Source organism: Pseudonocardia pini, from assembly GCF_013870575.1.
Taxonomy (GTDB): Bacteria; Actinomycetota; Actinomycetes; order Mycobacteriales; family Pseudonocardiaceae; genus Pseudonocardia; species Pseudonocardia pini.
This window is the reverse complement of the sequence record NZ_JACBXB010000058.1, coordinates 1-13,672: the sequence shown is the minus strand read 5'-3', so window position 1 is coordinate 13,672 and position 13,672 is coordinate 1. Positions and strand designations below refer to the sequence as shown.

Sequence of the window (13,672 nt, the reverse complement as noted above, 5' to 3'; positions counted from 1 at the left end):
CACGTCCCTCAGGACCTGGGTGTCCTCGGTGTCCGGTGAGATCCGCTGCCGCGCAGGCGCCACCCCGCACGAGGAGGTGGCGCTGCTCAAGGAGTCCGGGCTCGTCACGCTGCTCGGCCCGACCGAGCACGGCGGCGGCGGCCAGGAGTGGCCGCTCGCCTACCGCGTGATCCGCGAGGTCGCCGCGGGGGACGGCTCCATCGGCCAGCTGCTCGGCTACCACCTGCTCTGGTTCTGGGCGGCCCGCCTCGTGGGCACCCCGGAGCAGATCGAGGCCGTGGAGGCCGAGGCGACCCGCGACCGGTGGTTCTTCGGCGGCGCCGTGAACCCCCGGGACACCGACGTCGTCATCCGCGACGCGGGCGACCACATCTCCTACTCCGGCCGGAAGTCCTTCTCGACCGGCAGCAAGGTCTCCGACGTCACGGTGCTCGAAGGCGTGCTCGAGGGCACCGACACCCACGTCTTCGCGATCGTGCCGAGCGCCCAGCCCGGGATCACCTTCCACGACGACTGGGACAACCTCGGCCAGCGGCTCACCGAGAGCGGCAGCGTGACGATCTCCGACGTCCAGGTGCCGTGGGAGGCCGCGGCGGGCTTCCGGGACAGGGTCTTCACCCCGCGCGTCTACAACACGCTCAACGTGCCGACCATCCAGCTCGTGTTCGTGAGCTTCTACCTCGGCATCGCCCGCGGGGCCCTGGAGGAGGCCGCCGAGTACACCCGCACGCACGCCCGGCCGTGGCTGCACGGCGGCCAGGACCGGGCCGTCGACGAGCCCTACCAGCTGGACCTCTATGGCGACCTGGGCGCGAAGCTCTGGGCGGTCGAGGCCTTCGCCGACCGGGTGGCCGACGAGGCCCTGCCGATCCACCGGGCCCCGGCGGCCGTCACGGAGCGGCAGCGCGGTGAGCACGAGGTCCGGGTGGCGGCGGTGAAGGCGCGGGCCACGGAGGTCGCGCTGGAGGTGACCAGCCGGGTGTTCGAGGGCCTCGGCGCCCGCTCGACGACCACCGAGCTGGGCTTCGACCGCTTCTGGCGCAACGTCCGCACCCACACCCTGCACGACCCGGTGGCCTACAAGCGCCGCGAGGTGGGTGCCTACCTGCTCCGCGACGAGATCCCCGAGCCCACCTGGTACAGCTGACCCGCGCTATGGAGCCACAACCGTCGTTTCGACGCCTCGATCCGACAGTTGTGGCTCCATGACGCCCTGTTCAGGCCTCGGTGCGTTCGCGGGTCGGCTCGGGGTGGGGGGTGCGGAGGCGGGGGAGGAAGCGTCCGGTGCGCGTGACGTACAGCGCGTACTCCTCGCCCAGCGCCTGGCTCAGGCCCGGCTCGCGGACCGCGCGCGTCTGGATCTGCACCGCCACCACGACGAGCACCGTGGCGAGGACGCCGATCGCGGTGGGGGCCATGACGAGCGCGCCCGCCATCGCGATCACCATGCCGGTGAAGGCCGGGTTGCGGACCTTGGCGTACAGGCCGCTGTTCGTGAGCGCGAGGTCGCGACCGTGGCGCCTGCGGGCCGACCCCATCTGCACCAGCGAGGCCAGGACCAGCGCCAGGCCGAGCAGCAGCACGCCCACCCCGGTGACGATCCACCCGGGTGAGCTGAAGACGGAGATCGGCTCGATGACGTCGAACGCCACGAGGATCGGCGCGGCCAGCCCGAGCAGCAACGCCACCCCGACGAGGATCCGCGCCCACCAGGACGGGCTGCCGAGCCCGCCGGCCATCGGCGAACGCCGCGCGCCGTCCCGCGCCCAGCGCCTGCCGAACCCGACGGCGGCGATGGCGACGACCCCCAGGCCCGCGGCGATCCAGGCACCGGTGTGGTGGTCCAGCGACTCGGACACGACCTCCCAGCCGCTGCGGCCGGTGAGCTCCGCCAGCGCCTCGAACAGCAGGACCACGCCGAACACCACGAACCCCACGGACGCGCCGTAGCGGATCGTCCGTTCCGGCAGCCGCTTGCCGAGCTGGCGGCCGATCACGATCGCCAACGCGTCGGCGGCGACCATGCCGAGCGTGGACCCCAGCCACACGCCGAACCAGCCGTGCTGGGTGGCCAACGTGATCGTGGCCAGCATCGTCTTGTCGCCCAGCTCGGCCAGGAAGAAGGCCACCGTGACGGCGATCAGCGCCGAGCGGGCCGCCTTGCCCGCCTTCTGCTGCTCGTCCTCCGACAGCGAGTCCCCGCGCAGGGTCCAGGCGCCGAACACGAAGAACGCCAGCGCCGCGACGAGCGCGATCCAGCCGGTGGGCAGCGCGGAGCCGAGGCCGAAGCCCACGGCGACCGACACCAGGTGCACGACGGACGTGGCGATCGTGATCCCGATCAGCACCGGCCAGGTCTTGTACCGGGTGGCGAACGTCAGGGCCATGAGCTGGGACTTGTCCCCCAGCTCGGCCACGAAGATGACGCCGAAGCTGATCAGGAAGGCGCTCAGCACGCCGTTCATCGCATCCAACCCCTCGATCTCGGGCCGGACCGGAGTGGGAATGGGGCCACTTCGATCCGGACTACAACCGGATCGAAGGTCTCGCTCGCCTGGCGAACCAGGCCGCACGGCCGGGCGCCCGAAAGCGCCAGTATGTCGACCGCGACGTTGAGAGCTACTCCCCTTCGCTGACGCGCACTCTACCTCATCGATCCAGCCCGCTGTCCAGGCGTGAGCTGCTTCACCCCCCTTCGCGCGGCGGCCTCCGTGTCGTACGTTCGTTCAGGACACGACCTCCGGAGGAACCATGCCCGACGCCGTCATCGTCGACGCGGTGCGCACCCCCATCGGGAAGCGCAACGGCTCGCTCGCCGACGTCCACCCCGCCGATCTCTCCGGCTACGTGCTGAAGGACCTGCAGCGCCGCACCGGCATCGACCCCGCCCTGATCGACGACGTCGTCTGGGGCTGCGTGAACCAGGTCGGCGACCAGGCCGCGCAGATCGGCCGGTACGCGGTGCTGGCCGCCGGCTGGCCGGAGACGGTCCCCGGCGTCACCATCAACCGCGCGTGCGGGTCGAGCCAGTCGGCCTTCGACTTCGCCGCGGGCATGGTCATGGCGGGCCAGTACGACGTCGTCGTGGCCGGTGGCGTCGAGACGATGACCCGGGTGCCGCTCGGCGCGGGCCGCGACCTCGGCCGCCCCTTCGGCTCGCTCGTCCGCGAGCGCTACGCCGCGGACCTGACCAGCGGCGAGTTCCCGAACGAGGACTTCAACCAGGGCGTCGGCGCCGAGCGGATCGCCGGCAAGTGGGGCTTCTCGCGGACCCGCCTCGACGAGTACTCCTCGCGGTCCCACGAGCTGGCCGCCGCCGCGATCGACGCCGGCGCCTTCGACGGCCAGCTGGTCCGGATCCCGGGCAAGGACGAGTTCACCGCGGACGAGGGTCTGCGCCGCGGCACCACCCCCGAGAAGCTCGCGAAGCTCAAGCCCTCCTTCACCGAGGACGGCGTGATCCACGCGGGCAACGCCTCGCAGATCTCCGACGGCGCGTCCGCCGTGCTCATCACCACCCCGGAACGGGCGAAGGAACTCGGGCTGACCCCGATCGCCCGCTACCACTCCGGCGCGGTGTCCGGCGCGGACCCGCTGATGATGCTCACCGGTCCCATCCCGGCGACCCAGAAGGTGCTCAAGCGCTCCGGTCTGTCGATCTCGGACATCGGCGCGTTCGAGGTCAACGAGGCCTTCGCCCCCGTCCCGCTGGCCTGGCAGGCCGAGCTGGGCGCGGACGACAAGGTGCTGAACCCGCTCGGCGGGGCCATCGCCGTCGGCCACCCCCTGGGCGCCTCCGGCACCATCCTCATGACGCGCCTGCTGCACCACATGCGGGACAGGTCGATCCGCTACGGCCTGCAGACCATGTGCGAGGGCGGCGGCACCGCGAACGCGACCATCGTCGAGCTCCTGTAGCTACTGGTCCAGGAACGCCAGGCGGCCGGCCCAGCGCTCGTGCGCGGACTGCCTGCTGATCCCGGCGGCCCGCCCGATGAGCTCCCAGGTCGCGCCGGTGCGGCGCAGCCCCACGAGGGTGCCGAGCGGGTCCATGCCCGCGGCCAGCTCCACGCGCAGCTGCACGATCTGCCACGCCCGCTCGCGTCGGGCGGGCAGGTCCGTGCCCTGCTCCGCTTCCCACTCCGCGCCGCCCGGCAGCGGCGGCACCCCGATCACGGCGTCGGCGTAGCGCTCCGCCTCGGCCACCGCGGCGAGTACGGCCGCCGAGGCGGCCTCCGTCACGTCCACGTCGAGAGCGCGTTCCAGCAGGTCGTCCATGTCTGTCAGGATAACCCTGACACGCAACCGGGTTTCCTCAGCAAGACTGCCGACCGTTTCCCAGGGCAAGCACAGGCAGATCTCAGCTTCAGGGCCCACAGTCAGTGGCATGACCGACGAGCAGCGGGGTCAGACCCGGCCCGATGGGGACGTTGCGCACGACGACTCGAGCGCCACCACCGCCGGGGACTCCCCCACCCAGCACACCACCACGACCGTGGGGGGCGGCAGCGACGGCGCCGACCACCCGACCGACCCCTACTCCCGGCCCGACGAGGCCCGCGGCGGGTCGCCCTACGCCTACGGCAACTCCGTGTACGGCACGCCCGGCTACGCCCAGCACGGCGGGCCCGGCACCGACCAGGGCCGCCCCTACGGCAGCCCTGCCTACGGCCCCTACTCCGGCGCTCAGCCCAACCCCGGCCCCACCTACGGCGCCGCGGGGATGCCCGGCGCGGGCGGTCCGGTCGACCCGCCCCAGGGTCCGGGGAACACCGCCGTGATCGAGGGCGAGAAGCCCCGCAGGCCCTCCCGCCCCATGGTCGGGATCGTGGCCGCGGCGCTGATCGCCGGCATCGTCGGCGGCGGCGCGGGCTTCGGCGGCTCGTACGCGCTGCTGGACCGGCCCACCGCGTCGAGCGGGAGCACGCTCACCGGCGAGCCCGCCTCGAACACCTCCTCCGCGCCGGTCGACGGCAGCGTCCAGGCCGCGGCGGCCAAGGCCACCCCCAGCACGGTCGACATCCGGGTGCAGCTCGCCCAGGGCAGCGCCGAGGGTTCCGGCGTGATCCTGACCTCCGACGGCGACGTGCTCACCAACAACCACGTCGTCGCGGGCTCCACCGGCCAGATCCAGGTCACGCTCTCCGACGGCACGACCCACACCGCGACCGTCGTCGGCACCTCGCCGAGCTACGACCTCGCCGTCATCAAGCTCGACGGCGTGTCCGGCCTGACCGCCGCCACGCTCGGCCAGACCTCGGGCGTGCAGGTCGGCCAGCAGGTCGTCGCGATCGGGTCGCCGCAGGGCCTCACCGGCACCGTGACCACCGGCATCGTGTCCGCACTGAACCGGACCGTCGCCGTCCAGGGCGACGACGGCTCCGGCATCGTCTACAACGGACTGCAGACGGACGCCCCGATCAACCAGGGCAACTCCGGCGGCCCGCTGGTCAACCTCGACGGGCAGGTCGTGGGCATCAACTCGGCGATCGCCACCGCCGGGCAGAGCAGCGGCTCGGTCGGCCTCGGCTTCGCGATCCCGGTCGACCAGGCCCGCCGGGTGGCCCAGGAGATCATGAACACCGGGCAGGCCACCAAGCCGGTGCTCGGCGTCCAGGGCTCCACGGGCGGCAGCACCTCCGGTTCGGACGGCGCGACCGTCGAGCAGGTCACCGCGGGCGGCCCGGCCGCGGCGGCGGGCCTGCAGCAGGGCGACGTCGTGACCAAGGTCGGGGACGCCTCCGTCAGCGACTTCTCCGACCTGATCGCCCGGATCGGCTCCTACGCCCCCGGCGACAAGGTCACGCTGACCGTGGGCTCCGGCGCCTCGGCCCGCACGGTGGAGGTCACGCTGGGCAGCACCCCGGACACCGGGGCCACGACCAGCAGCGGCGGCACCACCCAGGGCACCCCGCAGCAGCAGGAACCGCAGCAGCAGGACCCCTTCGGCGGCCTGAACCCCTTCGGACGCGGCGGCAACTGACCCCCGGTCTCACCGGACCGGGACCTCGCAGGCCGGGCGGCACCCCCTCACCGCCCGGTCTGCAACCATTTCTTGACGGCCTCGGTGTCCGCGCCCAGCGCGGGCGGGGTCCGGCGGTAGTCCGGCGGGGTGGCCGAGTAGTCGACGGGGTTGCGGACCGTCCCGACCCCGCCGCCCGGGTGCACGACGGGATCGAGACCGAGGCTCTCCGCCAGCGCGATCCCCTCGTCCACGGTGTTGATCGGGCCACAGGGCACCCCGGCCGCGCTGAGCACGTCGAACCACTCGTGGGCCCCGCGGACGGCGAGCTTCGCCAGCAGCAGCGGCCGCAGCTCCTCCCGGTTCCGGGTGCGGTCGACCATGGTGCCGAAGCGGGGGTCCGCCAGCAGCTCCGGTGCCTCGATCGCGCCGCAGAGCCTGCGGAACTGGTGGTCGTTGGCGGCGATCACGATGAGCTCGCCGTCGCCCGTGGGCAGCGGCTCGTAGGGGAAGAGCGAGAGGTGGGCGTTGCCCATCCGCGTGGGCACGACCCCGCCCGCCACCACCGCCGAGGTCTGGTTGACCAGGCTGGACAGCGCCGCGGACAGCAGGTTGGTCTTCACGTGCTGGCCCTCGCCGGTGAGGTCCCGGTGGCGCAGCGCCGCGACGACCGCCACCGCCGCGTGCAGGCCGGTGATCACGTCGAACACCGCGACCCCCGCCCGGACCGGCGGCCCGTCCGCCTCGCCGGTCAGGCTCATCAGGCCGGACGTGGCCTGCACCAGCAGGTCGTAGCCCCCGAGCCCGGCCCCGCCCTCGTCGCCGAACCCGCTGATCGAGCAGTAGACGACGCCGTCGTTGGCCGCGCGCACGGTCGGTTCGTCGAGCCCGAAGCGGGCCAGCGAGCCGGGCATGAAGTTCTCGATCAGCACGTCCGCGCGGGCGGCCAGGGCCTGTGCCGCGGCGAGGTCCTCGGCGTCGGTGAGGTCCAGGACCACGGAGTGCTTGTTGCGGTTGATCGAGAGGTAGTACGTGGCCTCGGGCCCGTCCCCGCGCTCGACGGTCGGCGGCTGCCAGGAGCGGGTGTCGTCCCCGCCCGGGCCCTCGACCTTGACGACGGTGGCGCCGAGGTCACCGAGCAGCATCGTGGCGTAGGGCCCGGCGAGCACACGGGAGAAGTCGGCGACGACCACTCCGGCCAGCGGCCCGGTAGGCGGCGGGCCTTCATCGAGGGGAGCCATCGCCCGACCCTAAGCCACGCCGAGATGAACCAGGGTGTCGTCGCGAGCATGATCGAACGACACCCTGGTTCCTCTCGGCGGGCTCTCGGCGGCCGTCAGAGGAGGACGGCGAGGACGATCAGGGCGATGCCGACGGCCGCGACACCCGCGCCCACGAACGCCCAGATCCGCTGGCCCTTGCGGGAGGAGTCGGTCAGCTCCTCCTCGGTCCTCGTGGACAGCACGAAGGGCGTCGAGGAGTCGCGCGGCGGGCGGATGACCAGCGGGCCGTCGCGGTCGTCGACCTCACCGAGGACGTACATCCGGGTGCCGGGGCGCAGCACGGACTCGGTGTGCTGGAAGCCGATCGTCTCGTCCCGGTCGCCGCCCATGAGCGCGCCCAGGACACCCGCCACGCCCGCCATCTGCGGGGCATGGGCCTGCTCGAAGCGGTCCACGACCTGCTCGGCGCCGTCGGGGCGGCGCCCACCGTGGTCGACGCCGATGGTGTGTCCGTCGCGCAGCAACGCCCAGCCGTGCGGCGAGGTCTGCTCGGAGACGGTCTCGGTGCGGGTGGTCACGCGGGTGTCGCCGTCGTTGTCCCGGTCGTAGTGCTTGTAGCGGCGCTGCACCCGGTACGAGTGCCACACGCAGTCGACCCCGGCGAGCTCCGAGCGCAGCATCCCGACCGGCGCGGGGGCCGTCTCGCCGACGACCTCGCACACCTTCCGGAACCGCCCGGGCCCGACCAGCTCGGTGGAGATGCGCTGCAGCTCCAGCAGTTCCGGGACGGACAGCGTCTCGGCCGCCATCATGGCGTGCGTCCTGGTCATGGACCGGGAGGCGGCCCACAGGCAGCCCCCGGCCGCCACCAGCAGGATGATCCCGATCCACAGCATCGTCGAAGTCCTTCCCTCGTCATGTGAGAAGAACGCTAGGCATCGGAGCCCGCCGGGTGAGGTGTGCTGCCACCACACCTCGCGGGTGCGTTAGCGCCGCCGACGCACGGGGTCCAGCCGCCTCAGCACGACGCCGGTCACCACGACCAGGACCACGCCCATGCCCACCAGGACACCGGCGCCGAGCAGGTAGTGCGCGGCGTCGTGGGTCCACAGTGGGTCCGCGCCGTCGCGAGCGGTGAGGTTGAGGTCGGCGGTCACGGCGCCCATCGCGAAGGCCCAGCGCGAGGGGATCAGCCAGGCGAGCTGTTCCAGGCCCGCCCGGTCGAACACGGGGAACAGGCCGCCGGACACCACCAGCTCGACCATCAGCACCAGGACCAGCAACGGCATGCCGCGGTCCGCATTGCCGATCGCCGCGGACACGACGAGGCCGAGCAGCATCGTCACCACGGTCACCCCGACGACGGCCAGCAGCACCTCCACCAGCCCGGAGCCGAGCAGCACGGGCGCGTCCGGCATCCGCCGCCCGACGAGCGCCAGCAGCGTGAACACCGCGGCCTGCAGCCCCGTGATCAGGCCGAGGACCAGCAGCTTCGAGATCAGGTACGCGGGCAGGGACAGGCCGATCGCGCGTTCGCGGACGTAGACGGGCCGTTCCTTCACCAGCTCGCGGATCGACGCCGCGATGCCCATCAGGGCGCCGCCCAGGATCAGCACCAGCATGAGCTGGCTCGGTTGGAACTCCTGCAGCCGGATGGCCTCCGCCGTACTGAGCCCCGAGTCGCCCGGGACGAGCCGGGCCAGGGCGGCCAGGACCAGCGGCAGCCCCAGCAGGAACAGCGCGTACTGCCGGTCCGCGGCGATCACCGCGAGGTAGCGGCGGCACAGCACCGACAGCTGTGTCCCGAACCCCTGCTGGCGGGGCGCGGCCTGCGGCGCCGCCCGCTCGACGATCCGGGGCATCCCCATCGTCGGCTGCGCCACGTACTGCACGTGCTGGCGGGACTCGCGGTAGCGGGCGGCCAGTGCCTCCCCGGGAACCCGCTCGAGCAGCTGGAACATCTCCGCGTAGTCCGGGGTCGCGAAGTAGTCGAGCGCCTCGCGCGGCGGGCCGAAGTAGGCCACGTGCCCGCCTGGGGCGAGCACGAGCAGCCGGTCGCAGAGGTCCAGGTTCAGCACCGAGTGCGTGACGACGACGACGGTGCGGCCGCCGTCGGCCAGCCCGCGCAGCGTCTGCATGACGGACTTGTCGAGGCCGGGATCGAGGCCGGAGGTGGGCTCGTCGAGGAACAGCAGGCTCGGCTTGGTCAAGAGCTCCAGCGCCACCGACGTGCGCTTGCGCTGCCCGCCCGAGAGCGTGTCGATCCGCTGCCCGGCCTGCTGGGTGAGGTTGAGCTCGGTCAGGACCTCGTCGATCCGGTGCTCCCGGTCCGCCTCGGTGACGTCGGTGGGGAAGCGCAGCCGCGCCGCGTACCGGAGCGCGCGGCGGACCGTGAGCTGCGGGTGCAGCACGTCGTCCTGCGGGACGAGGCCGATCCGGTAGCGCAGCTCGTCGTACTCGGCGTAGAGGTCGCGGCCTGCGTACCGGACCTCGCCGACGTCGGCCGGACGGGCGCCCGTCAGCGCGTTGAGCAGCGTGGACTTGCCGGCCCCTGACGGTCCGACCACAGCGAGCAGGCTCCGGCCGGGCAGCGCGAACGAGACGTCCCGCAGCAGGGTCTTGCCGGAGTCCGTGGTGACGCTCGCGCCCTGCACGGTGAACCCGACGTCGCCGGTGTCCTCGGCGGAGACGAGCCGGTCCCCGTGCAGCTGCAGCAGGGCGTGGCCGATGCCGATGACGTCCCGCGGGCCGATCTCGGCGGAGGTGATCCGGGTGCCGTTGACGAACGTGCCGTTGCCGGAGCCCAGGTCCACGATCCGCCAGCTGGGGCCGGTGCGGTGCAGCTCGGCGTGGCGGCGGGAGACGAGCAGGTCGTCGAGCACGACGTCGTTGTCCGGCAGTCTGCCGACCGTCAGCCGGGTGGTGAGGACGTGCCGGACGGAGGTCTCGCCACCCTGTCGGGCGAGGACGTCGGCGGGGCCTGCGAGACCCGGCGGGGGGAGCTGCGCCGACTCCGTCGGGGTGTGCGGGGCGGGCCGGACCTCGACGACGGCGGAGTCGTCCGTGTCGCCGAGCCGGACGCTCACCGGGCCCGCCAGCGGGAGCGAGGTGACGCGCCTGCCGTCGACCCAGGTGCCGTTGCGGGAGGCGTCGGTGAGCAGCCAGCCCTGCGCCGTCAGCTCCACGACGACGTGCCGCCGGGAGGCCCGCGGATGGCCCACGTCGAGGTCCGCCTCCGGGCCGCGGCCGATCACGAACGGCCGCCCGGCGGGAACCGGCAGCCGCCTGCCCCCCACGACGATCTCCAACGGGGGCGGTGACATGCGGTGGAAGATAGCGCTCCGTCCGGTTCGGGGCAGGGATCGAGGGGGCGTGCGCCGGTTACCCGCGAGTCATAGGATCGCGGCCACACCGCCCCGCGACACCTGTGGAGTCGACGATGACGAACTTGGCCGCGAACCTCGTGGCGACCGCCCACGAGCACGGGGGGCGCCCCGCGATCAAGCTCGACGACTACGTGCTGGACTACACCGCGCTGCACGCCGCGGCCGCCGCGGTGGCCGGAGACCTGCGCGAACGCGGCGTGGAGCCCGGCGACCGGGTCGGTCTCGTCCTGCCGAACGTGCCCGCCTACCCCGTGCTGTTCTACGGCGCGCTGCTCGCCGGCGCCGTCGTGGTCCCGATGAACCCGCTGCTCAAGGCCCGCGAGGTCGAGTACTACCTCAACGACTCCGGGATGAAGGTCGTCTACGGCTGGGACGGCTCCGGAGACGTCGTGCCCACGGCGGCCGAGGCCGTCGGGATCACCGGGATCGTGGTGCCCGCGACCGGGCCGACGGAGCTGGGCGGCACCCCGGTCGAGGAGCCCGTCGAGCGGGCGGACGACGACACCGCCGTCATCCTGTACACCTCCGGCACCACCGGACAGCCCAAGGGCGCGGAGCTCACGCACCACAACATGGCGTCGAACGCGGCGACCACGGTGGAGACGCTGATCGAGATCGGCCCCGAGGACGTCATCATGGGCTGCCTGCCCCTGTTCCACGTCTTCGGCCTCACGTGCGGGCTCAACGCGGCCGTCCGTGCGGGGGCGACGTTGACCCTGATCCCGCGGTTCGACCCGGCCAAGGCGCTCACCGTCGTCGGGCGCGACGAGGTCACGGTGTTCGAGGGCGTGCCCACGATGTACGCGGCGATGCTGCACTCCCCCGACGCGGGCGAGGCCGACATGTCGTCGCTGCGCACGTGCATCACCGGCGGCTCGGCCATGCCGGTGGAGATCCTGAGGTCGTTCGAGAAGGAGTTCGGCTGCGAGGTGTTCGAGGGCTACGGGCTCTCCGAGACCTCGCCCGTCGCCTCGTTCAACCAGCCCGGCCACGAGCGCAAGCCCGGCACGATCGGCTTCCAGGTCCGCGGGTGCGAGATGCGCGTGGTCGACGACGACGGCGTGGACGTCGCCGACGGCGAGCCCGGCGAGATCGCGATCCGCGGCGAGAACCTGATGAAGGGCTACTGGAACCGCCCCGAGGCCACCGCCGAGTCCATCCCCGACGGCTGGTTCCGCACGGGCGACATCGCCACGAAGGACGCCGACGGCTACTACACGATCGTCGACCGCAAGAAGGACCTGATCATCCGGGGCGGCTACAACGTCTACCCCCGCGAGGTCGAGGAGACCCTCTACGAGCACCCCGCCGTGGCCGAGGCCGCGGTGATCGGCATCAAGCACGCCGACCTCGGCGAGGAGATCGGCGCCGCCGTGGCGCTCAAGCCGGGCGCCGAGGCGGATCCCGAGGAGCTCAAGTCCTTCGTCCGCGAGCGCCTCGCCGCGTACAAGTACCCCCGCAGCGTGTGGCTCGTGGAGTCGCTGCCCAAGGGCCCGACCGGCAAGATCCTCCGCCGCGAGGTCGAGCCCCCCACCTCCTGACCTGTGGGTGGCGATAGTCGCCATGGCGCCTATCGCCACTCACGAGGTCAACGCGGCGGTGGTGGCGTCGGGGTCGGTGATCATCGCGTCGTGGCCCGCGGGCAGGTCGCGCCACTCCCATCCCGCGTCCTTGACGACGGCGTGGCCCGCCGCGATCGGGGCGTACTCCGGGTCGGTGCAGCGCAGGTAGGTGACCGGGAGGCCGTTGCCGAGCGGCCCGTCGAGGGCGAGCGGCTCCCGGTAGCTGCGCAACGGGTGCGGGCTGAGCCTGCGGGTGACCCATGCCGCGTCCTCGGGATCGGTCACGGCGAAGGACTCCGCGCTGGGCGGCGGCATGGCGATGCCGTGGCCGCGGCGCTTGGCGTCGATCTCGCGCTGCGCGACGACCTCGGGATCGACCGAGTCGAACGCCCGGCCGCCTGCCGGGACCACCAGGCCGTCGAGCAGCACGATCCGGCGGACGCGGTCGGCGGCGCGGTCCACCGCCCCGAGCACCGGCAGCGCGCCGAAGCTGTGCCCGACGAGCACGACCTCGGTGAGCTCCTCGGCCTCCAGCACCCCGACCACGTCCCGGACCATGGTGGTGAGCCCGACGTCCGGGCCCAGCAGGTGTGCGCGTTCGCCGAGGCCCGTCAGGGTCGGGGTGTGGACCGTGTGGCCCTGCGCGGTCAGCCGCTCGCGGACCCGGCGCCAGCACCACCCGCCGTGGAACGCCCCGTGTACCAGCACGTACGTGTCACCCATGCCCCACCTCCCGCGCCACTGCGGTCACGAGCCCCAGCCTGCCAGGCGCGGGGAGGCGCGGCAGCCCTGAGGGCCTGGTGATCATGCTTCGCGGTGATCAACAGGCCCTCACGCAGGTTTCGCGGCACCCGAACCTGCCTCAAGGCCTGATGATCATGCACAGTGGTGATCACGGCGAGGGCCTGATGATCACCGGGTGGGGGCCGGGGCCACCTCGGGCTGGTCTCCCACCGGCTCGGGTTGGCCCAGGTGGGTCAGCCAGCCTCGGAAGACGCGGTGCAGGTGCTCCGCGCCGATCACCTCGCCCGCCTCGGGGAACTCGGTCGGGGCGAGCAGGAAGCCGCGGCTCTGGGGGCCGCCCATCCCCCCGTGCGAGCCGACGTGCGGCTCGAAGGGCGAGGCGTCGTCGGTCGCGGGGTCGTAGCGGCTGTTGATCATGACGTCCGGGCAGTGCGGGAACGTGTCGACGCGACTGATCAGCTCGACCGCGTGCTCGCCGTAGTCCGCGAGCGGGTCCTCGCCGATCACCACGCCCGTCGCGAGCCGGTGCAACCCGTCCCGCCCCAGCACGACCGGACCGAACTCCGCGCTGCGGACCAGCACGAACCCCACACCCGGGTGGTCCACCAGGGAGGGCAGCAGGTCCGGGAACTCGCGCTCGATCGTCTCCAGCTCGACCCGGCCGGGGTGCTCGGTGAACGACACCATCGCCACGTGCCCCGACGGGCACACCACCACCCCCGGCGCCACCCGCGTGACCGCGCCCGGCCTGCCGGACTCCGTGCGGTGCTTCGCCGGGGACGCGCCCGCCTTCTG

General features: G+C 72.8%; 10 protein-coding genes and 1 pseudogene. 4 read left to right on the top strand and 7 right to left on the bottom strand.

Annotation, left to right across the window (positions count from 1 at the left end):
* Positions 1-19 precede the first annotated feature (19 nt).
* Positions 20-1,147 carry an acyl-CoA dehydrogenase family protein gene (locus H5J29_RS06165; protein WP_181779939.1) on the top strand — a complete coding sequence of 376 codons (1,128 nt, stop codon included), beginning with the start codon at positions 20-22 and terminating at the stop codon, positions 1,145-1,147.
* 70 nt (positions 1,148-1,217) lie between these two features.
* Here H5J29_RS06165 and H5J29_RS06160 read toward each other — a convergent pair whose 3' ends face one another.
* A complete protein-coding gene (locus tag H5J29_RS06160) occupies positions 1,218-2,465 on the bottom strand; it encodes a TMEM165/GDT1 family protein (protein WP_181779938.1) in 1,248 nt (415 codons plus the stop codon).
* A 286-nt stretch (positions 2,466-2,751) separates the two neighbouring features.
* Between H5J29_RS06160 and H5J29_RS06155 the strand changes: the two genes are divergently transcribed.
* The gene (locus H5J29_RS06155) at positions 2,752-3,918 is read left to right on the top strand and encodes a thiolase family protein (RefSeq protein WP_181779937.1); all 1,167 of its coding nucleotides are present in this window, start codon (positions 2,752-2,754) and stop codon (positions 3,916-3,918) included.
* Here the strand turns inward: H5J29_RS06155 and H5J29_RS06150 are convergent, their stop codons facing one another.
* Entirely contained in the window at positions 3,919-4,278 is a 360-nt protein-coding gene (locus H5J29_RS06150) for a hypothetical protein (protein WP_181779936.1), read from the bottom strand. It lies immediately after the preceding gene.
* Positions 4,279-4,387: 109 nt separating this feature from the next.
* Between H5J29_RS06150 and H5J29_RS35790 the strand changes: the two genes are divergently transcribed.
* Complete coding sequence (locus H5J29_RS35790; protein ID WP_181779935.1) at positions 4,388-5,983, top strand: trypsin-like peptidase domain-containing protein; 1,596 nt, start codon at positions 4,388-4,390, stop codon at positions 5,981-5,983.
* Between the two features lie 47 nt (positions 5,984-6,030).
* Here H5J29_RS35790 and H5J29_RS06140 read toward each other — a convergent pair whose 3' ends face one another.
* From H5J29_RS06140 to H5J29_RS35785, 3 genes are all read right to left on the bottom strand, one after another.
* Positions 6,031-7,203 (bottom strand): CaiB/BaiF CoA transferase family protein, encoded by a 1,173-nt coding sequence (locus H5J29_RS06140; protein ID WP_181779934.1) that lies wholly within the window; start codon positions 7,201-7,203, stop codon positions 6,031-6,033.
* A gap of 95 nt (positions 7,204-7,298) precedes the next feature.
* Positions 7,299-8,081 (bottom strand): GIDE domain-containing protein, encoded by a 783-nt coding sequence (locus tag H5J29_RS06135; protein ID WP_181779933.1) that lies wholly within the window; start codon positions 8,079-8,081, stop codon positions 7,299-7,301.
* A gap of 90 nt (positions 8,082-8,171) precedes the next feature.
* On the bottom strand, positions 8,172-10,508 hold the full coding sequence (locus H5J29_RS35785) for an FHA domain-containing protein (protein WP_181779932.1): 2,337 nt from the start codon (positions 10,506-10,508) through the stop codon (positions 8,172-8,174).
* A 116-nt stretch (positions 10,509-10,624) separates the two neighbouring features.
* Here H5J29_RS35785 and H5J29_RS06125 point away from each other — a divergent pair, with 116 nt between their 5' ends.
* Positions 10,625-12,112, top strand: a complete 1,488-nt coding sequence (locus tag H5J29_RS06125; protein ID WP_181779931.1) for a long-chain-fatty-acid--CoA ligase — start codon at positions 10,625-10,627, stop codon at positions 12,110-12,112.
* Between the two features lie 39 nt (positions 12,113-12,151).
* Here the strand turns inward: H5J29_RS06125 and H5J29_RS06120 are convergent, their stop codons facing one another.
* Positions 12,152-12,856 (bottom strand): alpha/beta fold hydrolase, encoded by a 705-nt coding sequence (locus H5J29_RS06120; RefSeq protein WP_181779930.1) that lies wholly within the window; start codon positions 12,854-12,856, stop codon positions 12,152-12,154.
* Positions 12,857-13,045: 189 nt separating this feature from the next.
* Positions 13,046-13,672 (bottom strand): annotated as a pseudogene (locus H5J29_RS06115) (phage holin family protein); the annotation flags it as partial.

Excerpts from the sequence above, each read along its gene's own strand:
- H5J29_RS06135 (WP_181779933.1), bottom strand. The coding sequence starts at position 8,081 with ATGCTGTGGATCGGGATCATCCTGCTGGTGGCGGCCGGGGGCTGCCTG.
- H5J29_RS06125 (WP_181779931.1), top strand. The coding sequence starts at position 10,625 with ATGACGAACTTGGCCGCGAACCTCGTGGCGACCGCCCACGAGCACGGG.
- H5J29_RS06140 (WP_181779934.1), bottom strand. The coding sequence starts at position 7,203 with ATGGCTCCCCTCGATGAAGGCCCGCCGCCTACCGGGCCGCTGGCCGGA.
- H5J29_RS06160 (WP_181779938.1), bottom strand. The coding sequence starts at position 2,465 with ATGAACGGCGTGCTGAGCGCCTTCCTGATCAGCTTCGGCGTCATCTTC.
- H5J29_RS06155 (WP_181779937.1), top strand. The coding sequence starts at position 2,752 with ATGCCCGACGCCGTCATCGTCGACGCGGTGCGCACCCCCATCGGGAAG.
- H5J29_RS35790 (WP_181779935.1), top strand. The coding sequence starts at position 4,388 with ATGACCGACGAGCAGCGGGGTCAGACCCGGCCCGATGGGGACGTTGCG.
- H5J29_RS06120 (WP_181779930.1), bottom strand. The coding sequence starts at position 12,856 with ATGGGTGACACGTACGTGCTGGTACACGGGGCGTTCCACGGCGGGTGG.
- H5J29_RS06150 (WP_181779936.1), bottom strand. The coding sequence starts at position 4,278 with ATGGACGACCTGCTGGAACGCGCTCTCGACGTGGACGTGACGGAGGCC.
- H5J29_RS35785 (WP_181779932.1), bottom strand. The coding sequence starts at position 10,508 with ATGTCACCGCCCCCGTTGGAGATCGTCGTGGGGGGCAGGCGGCTGCCG.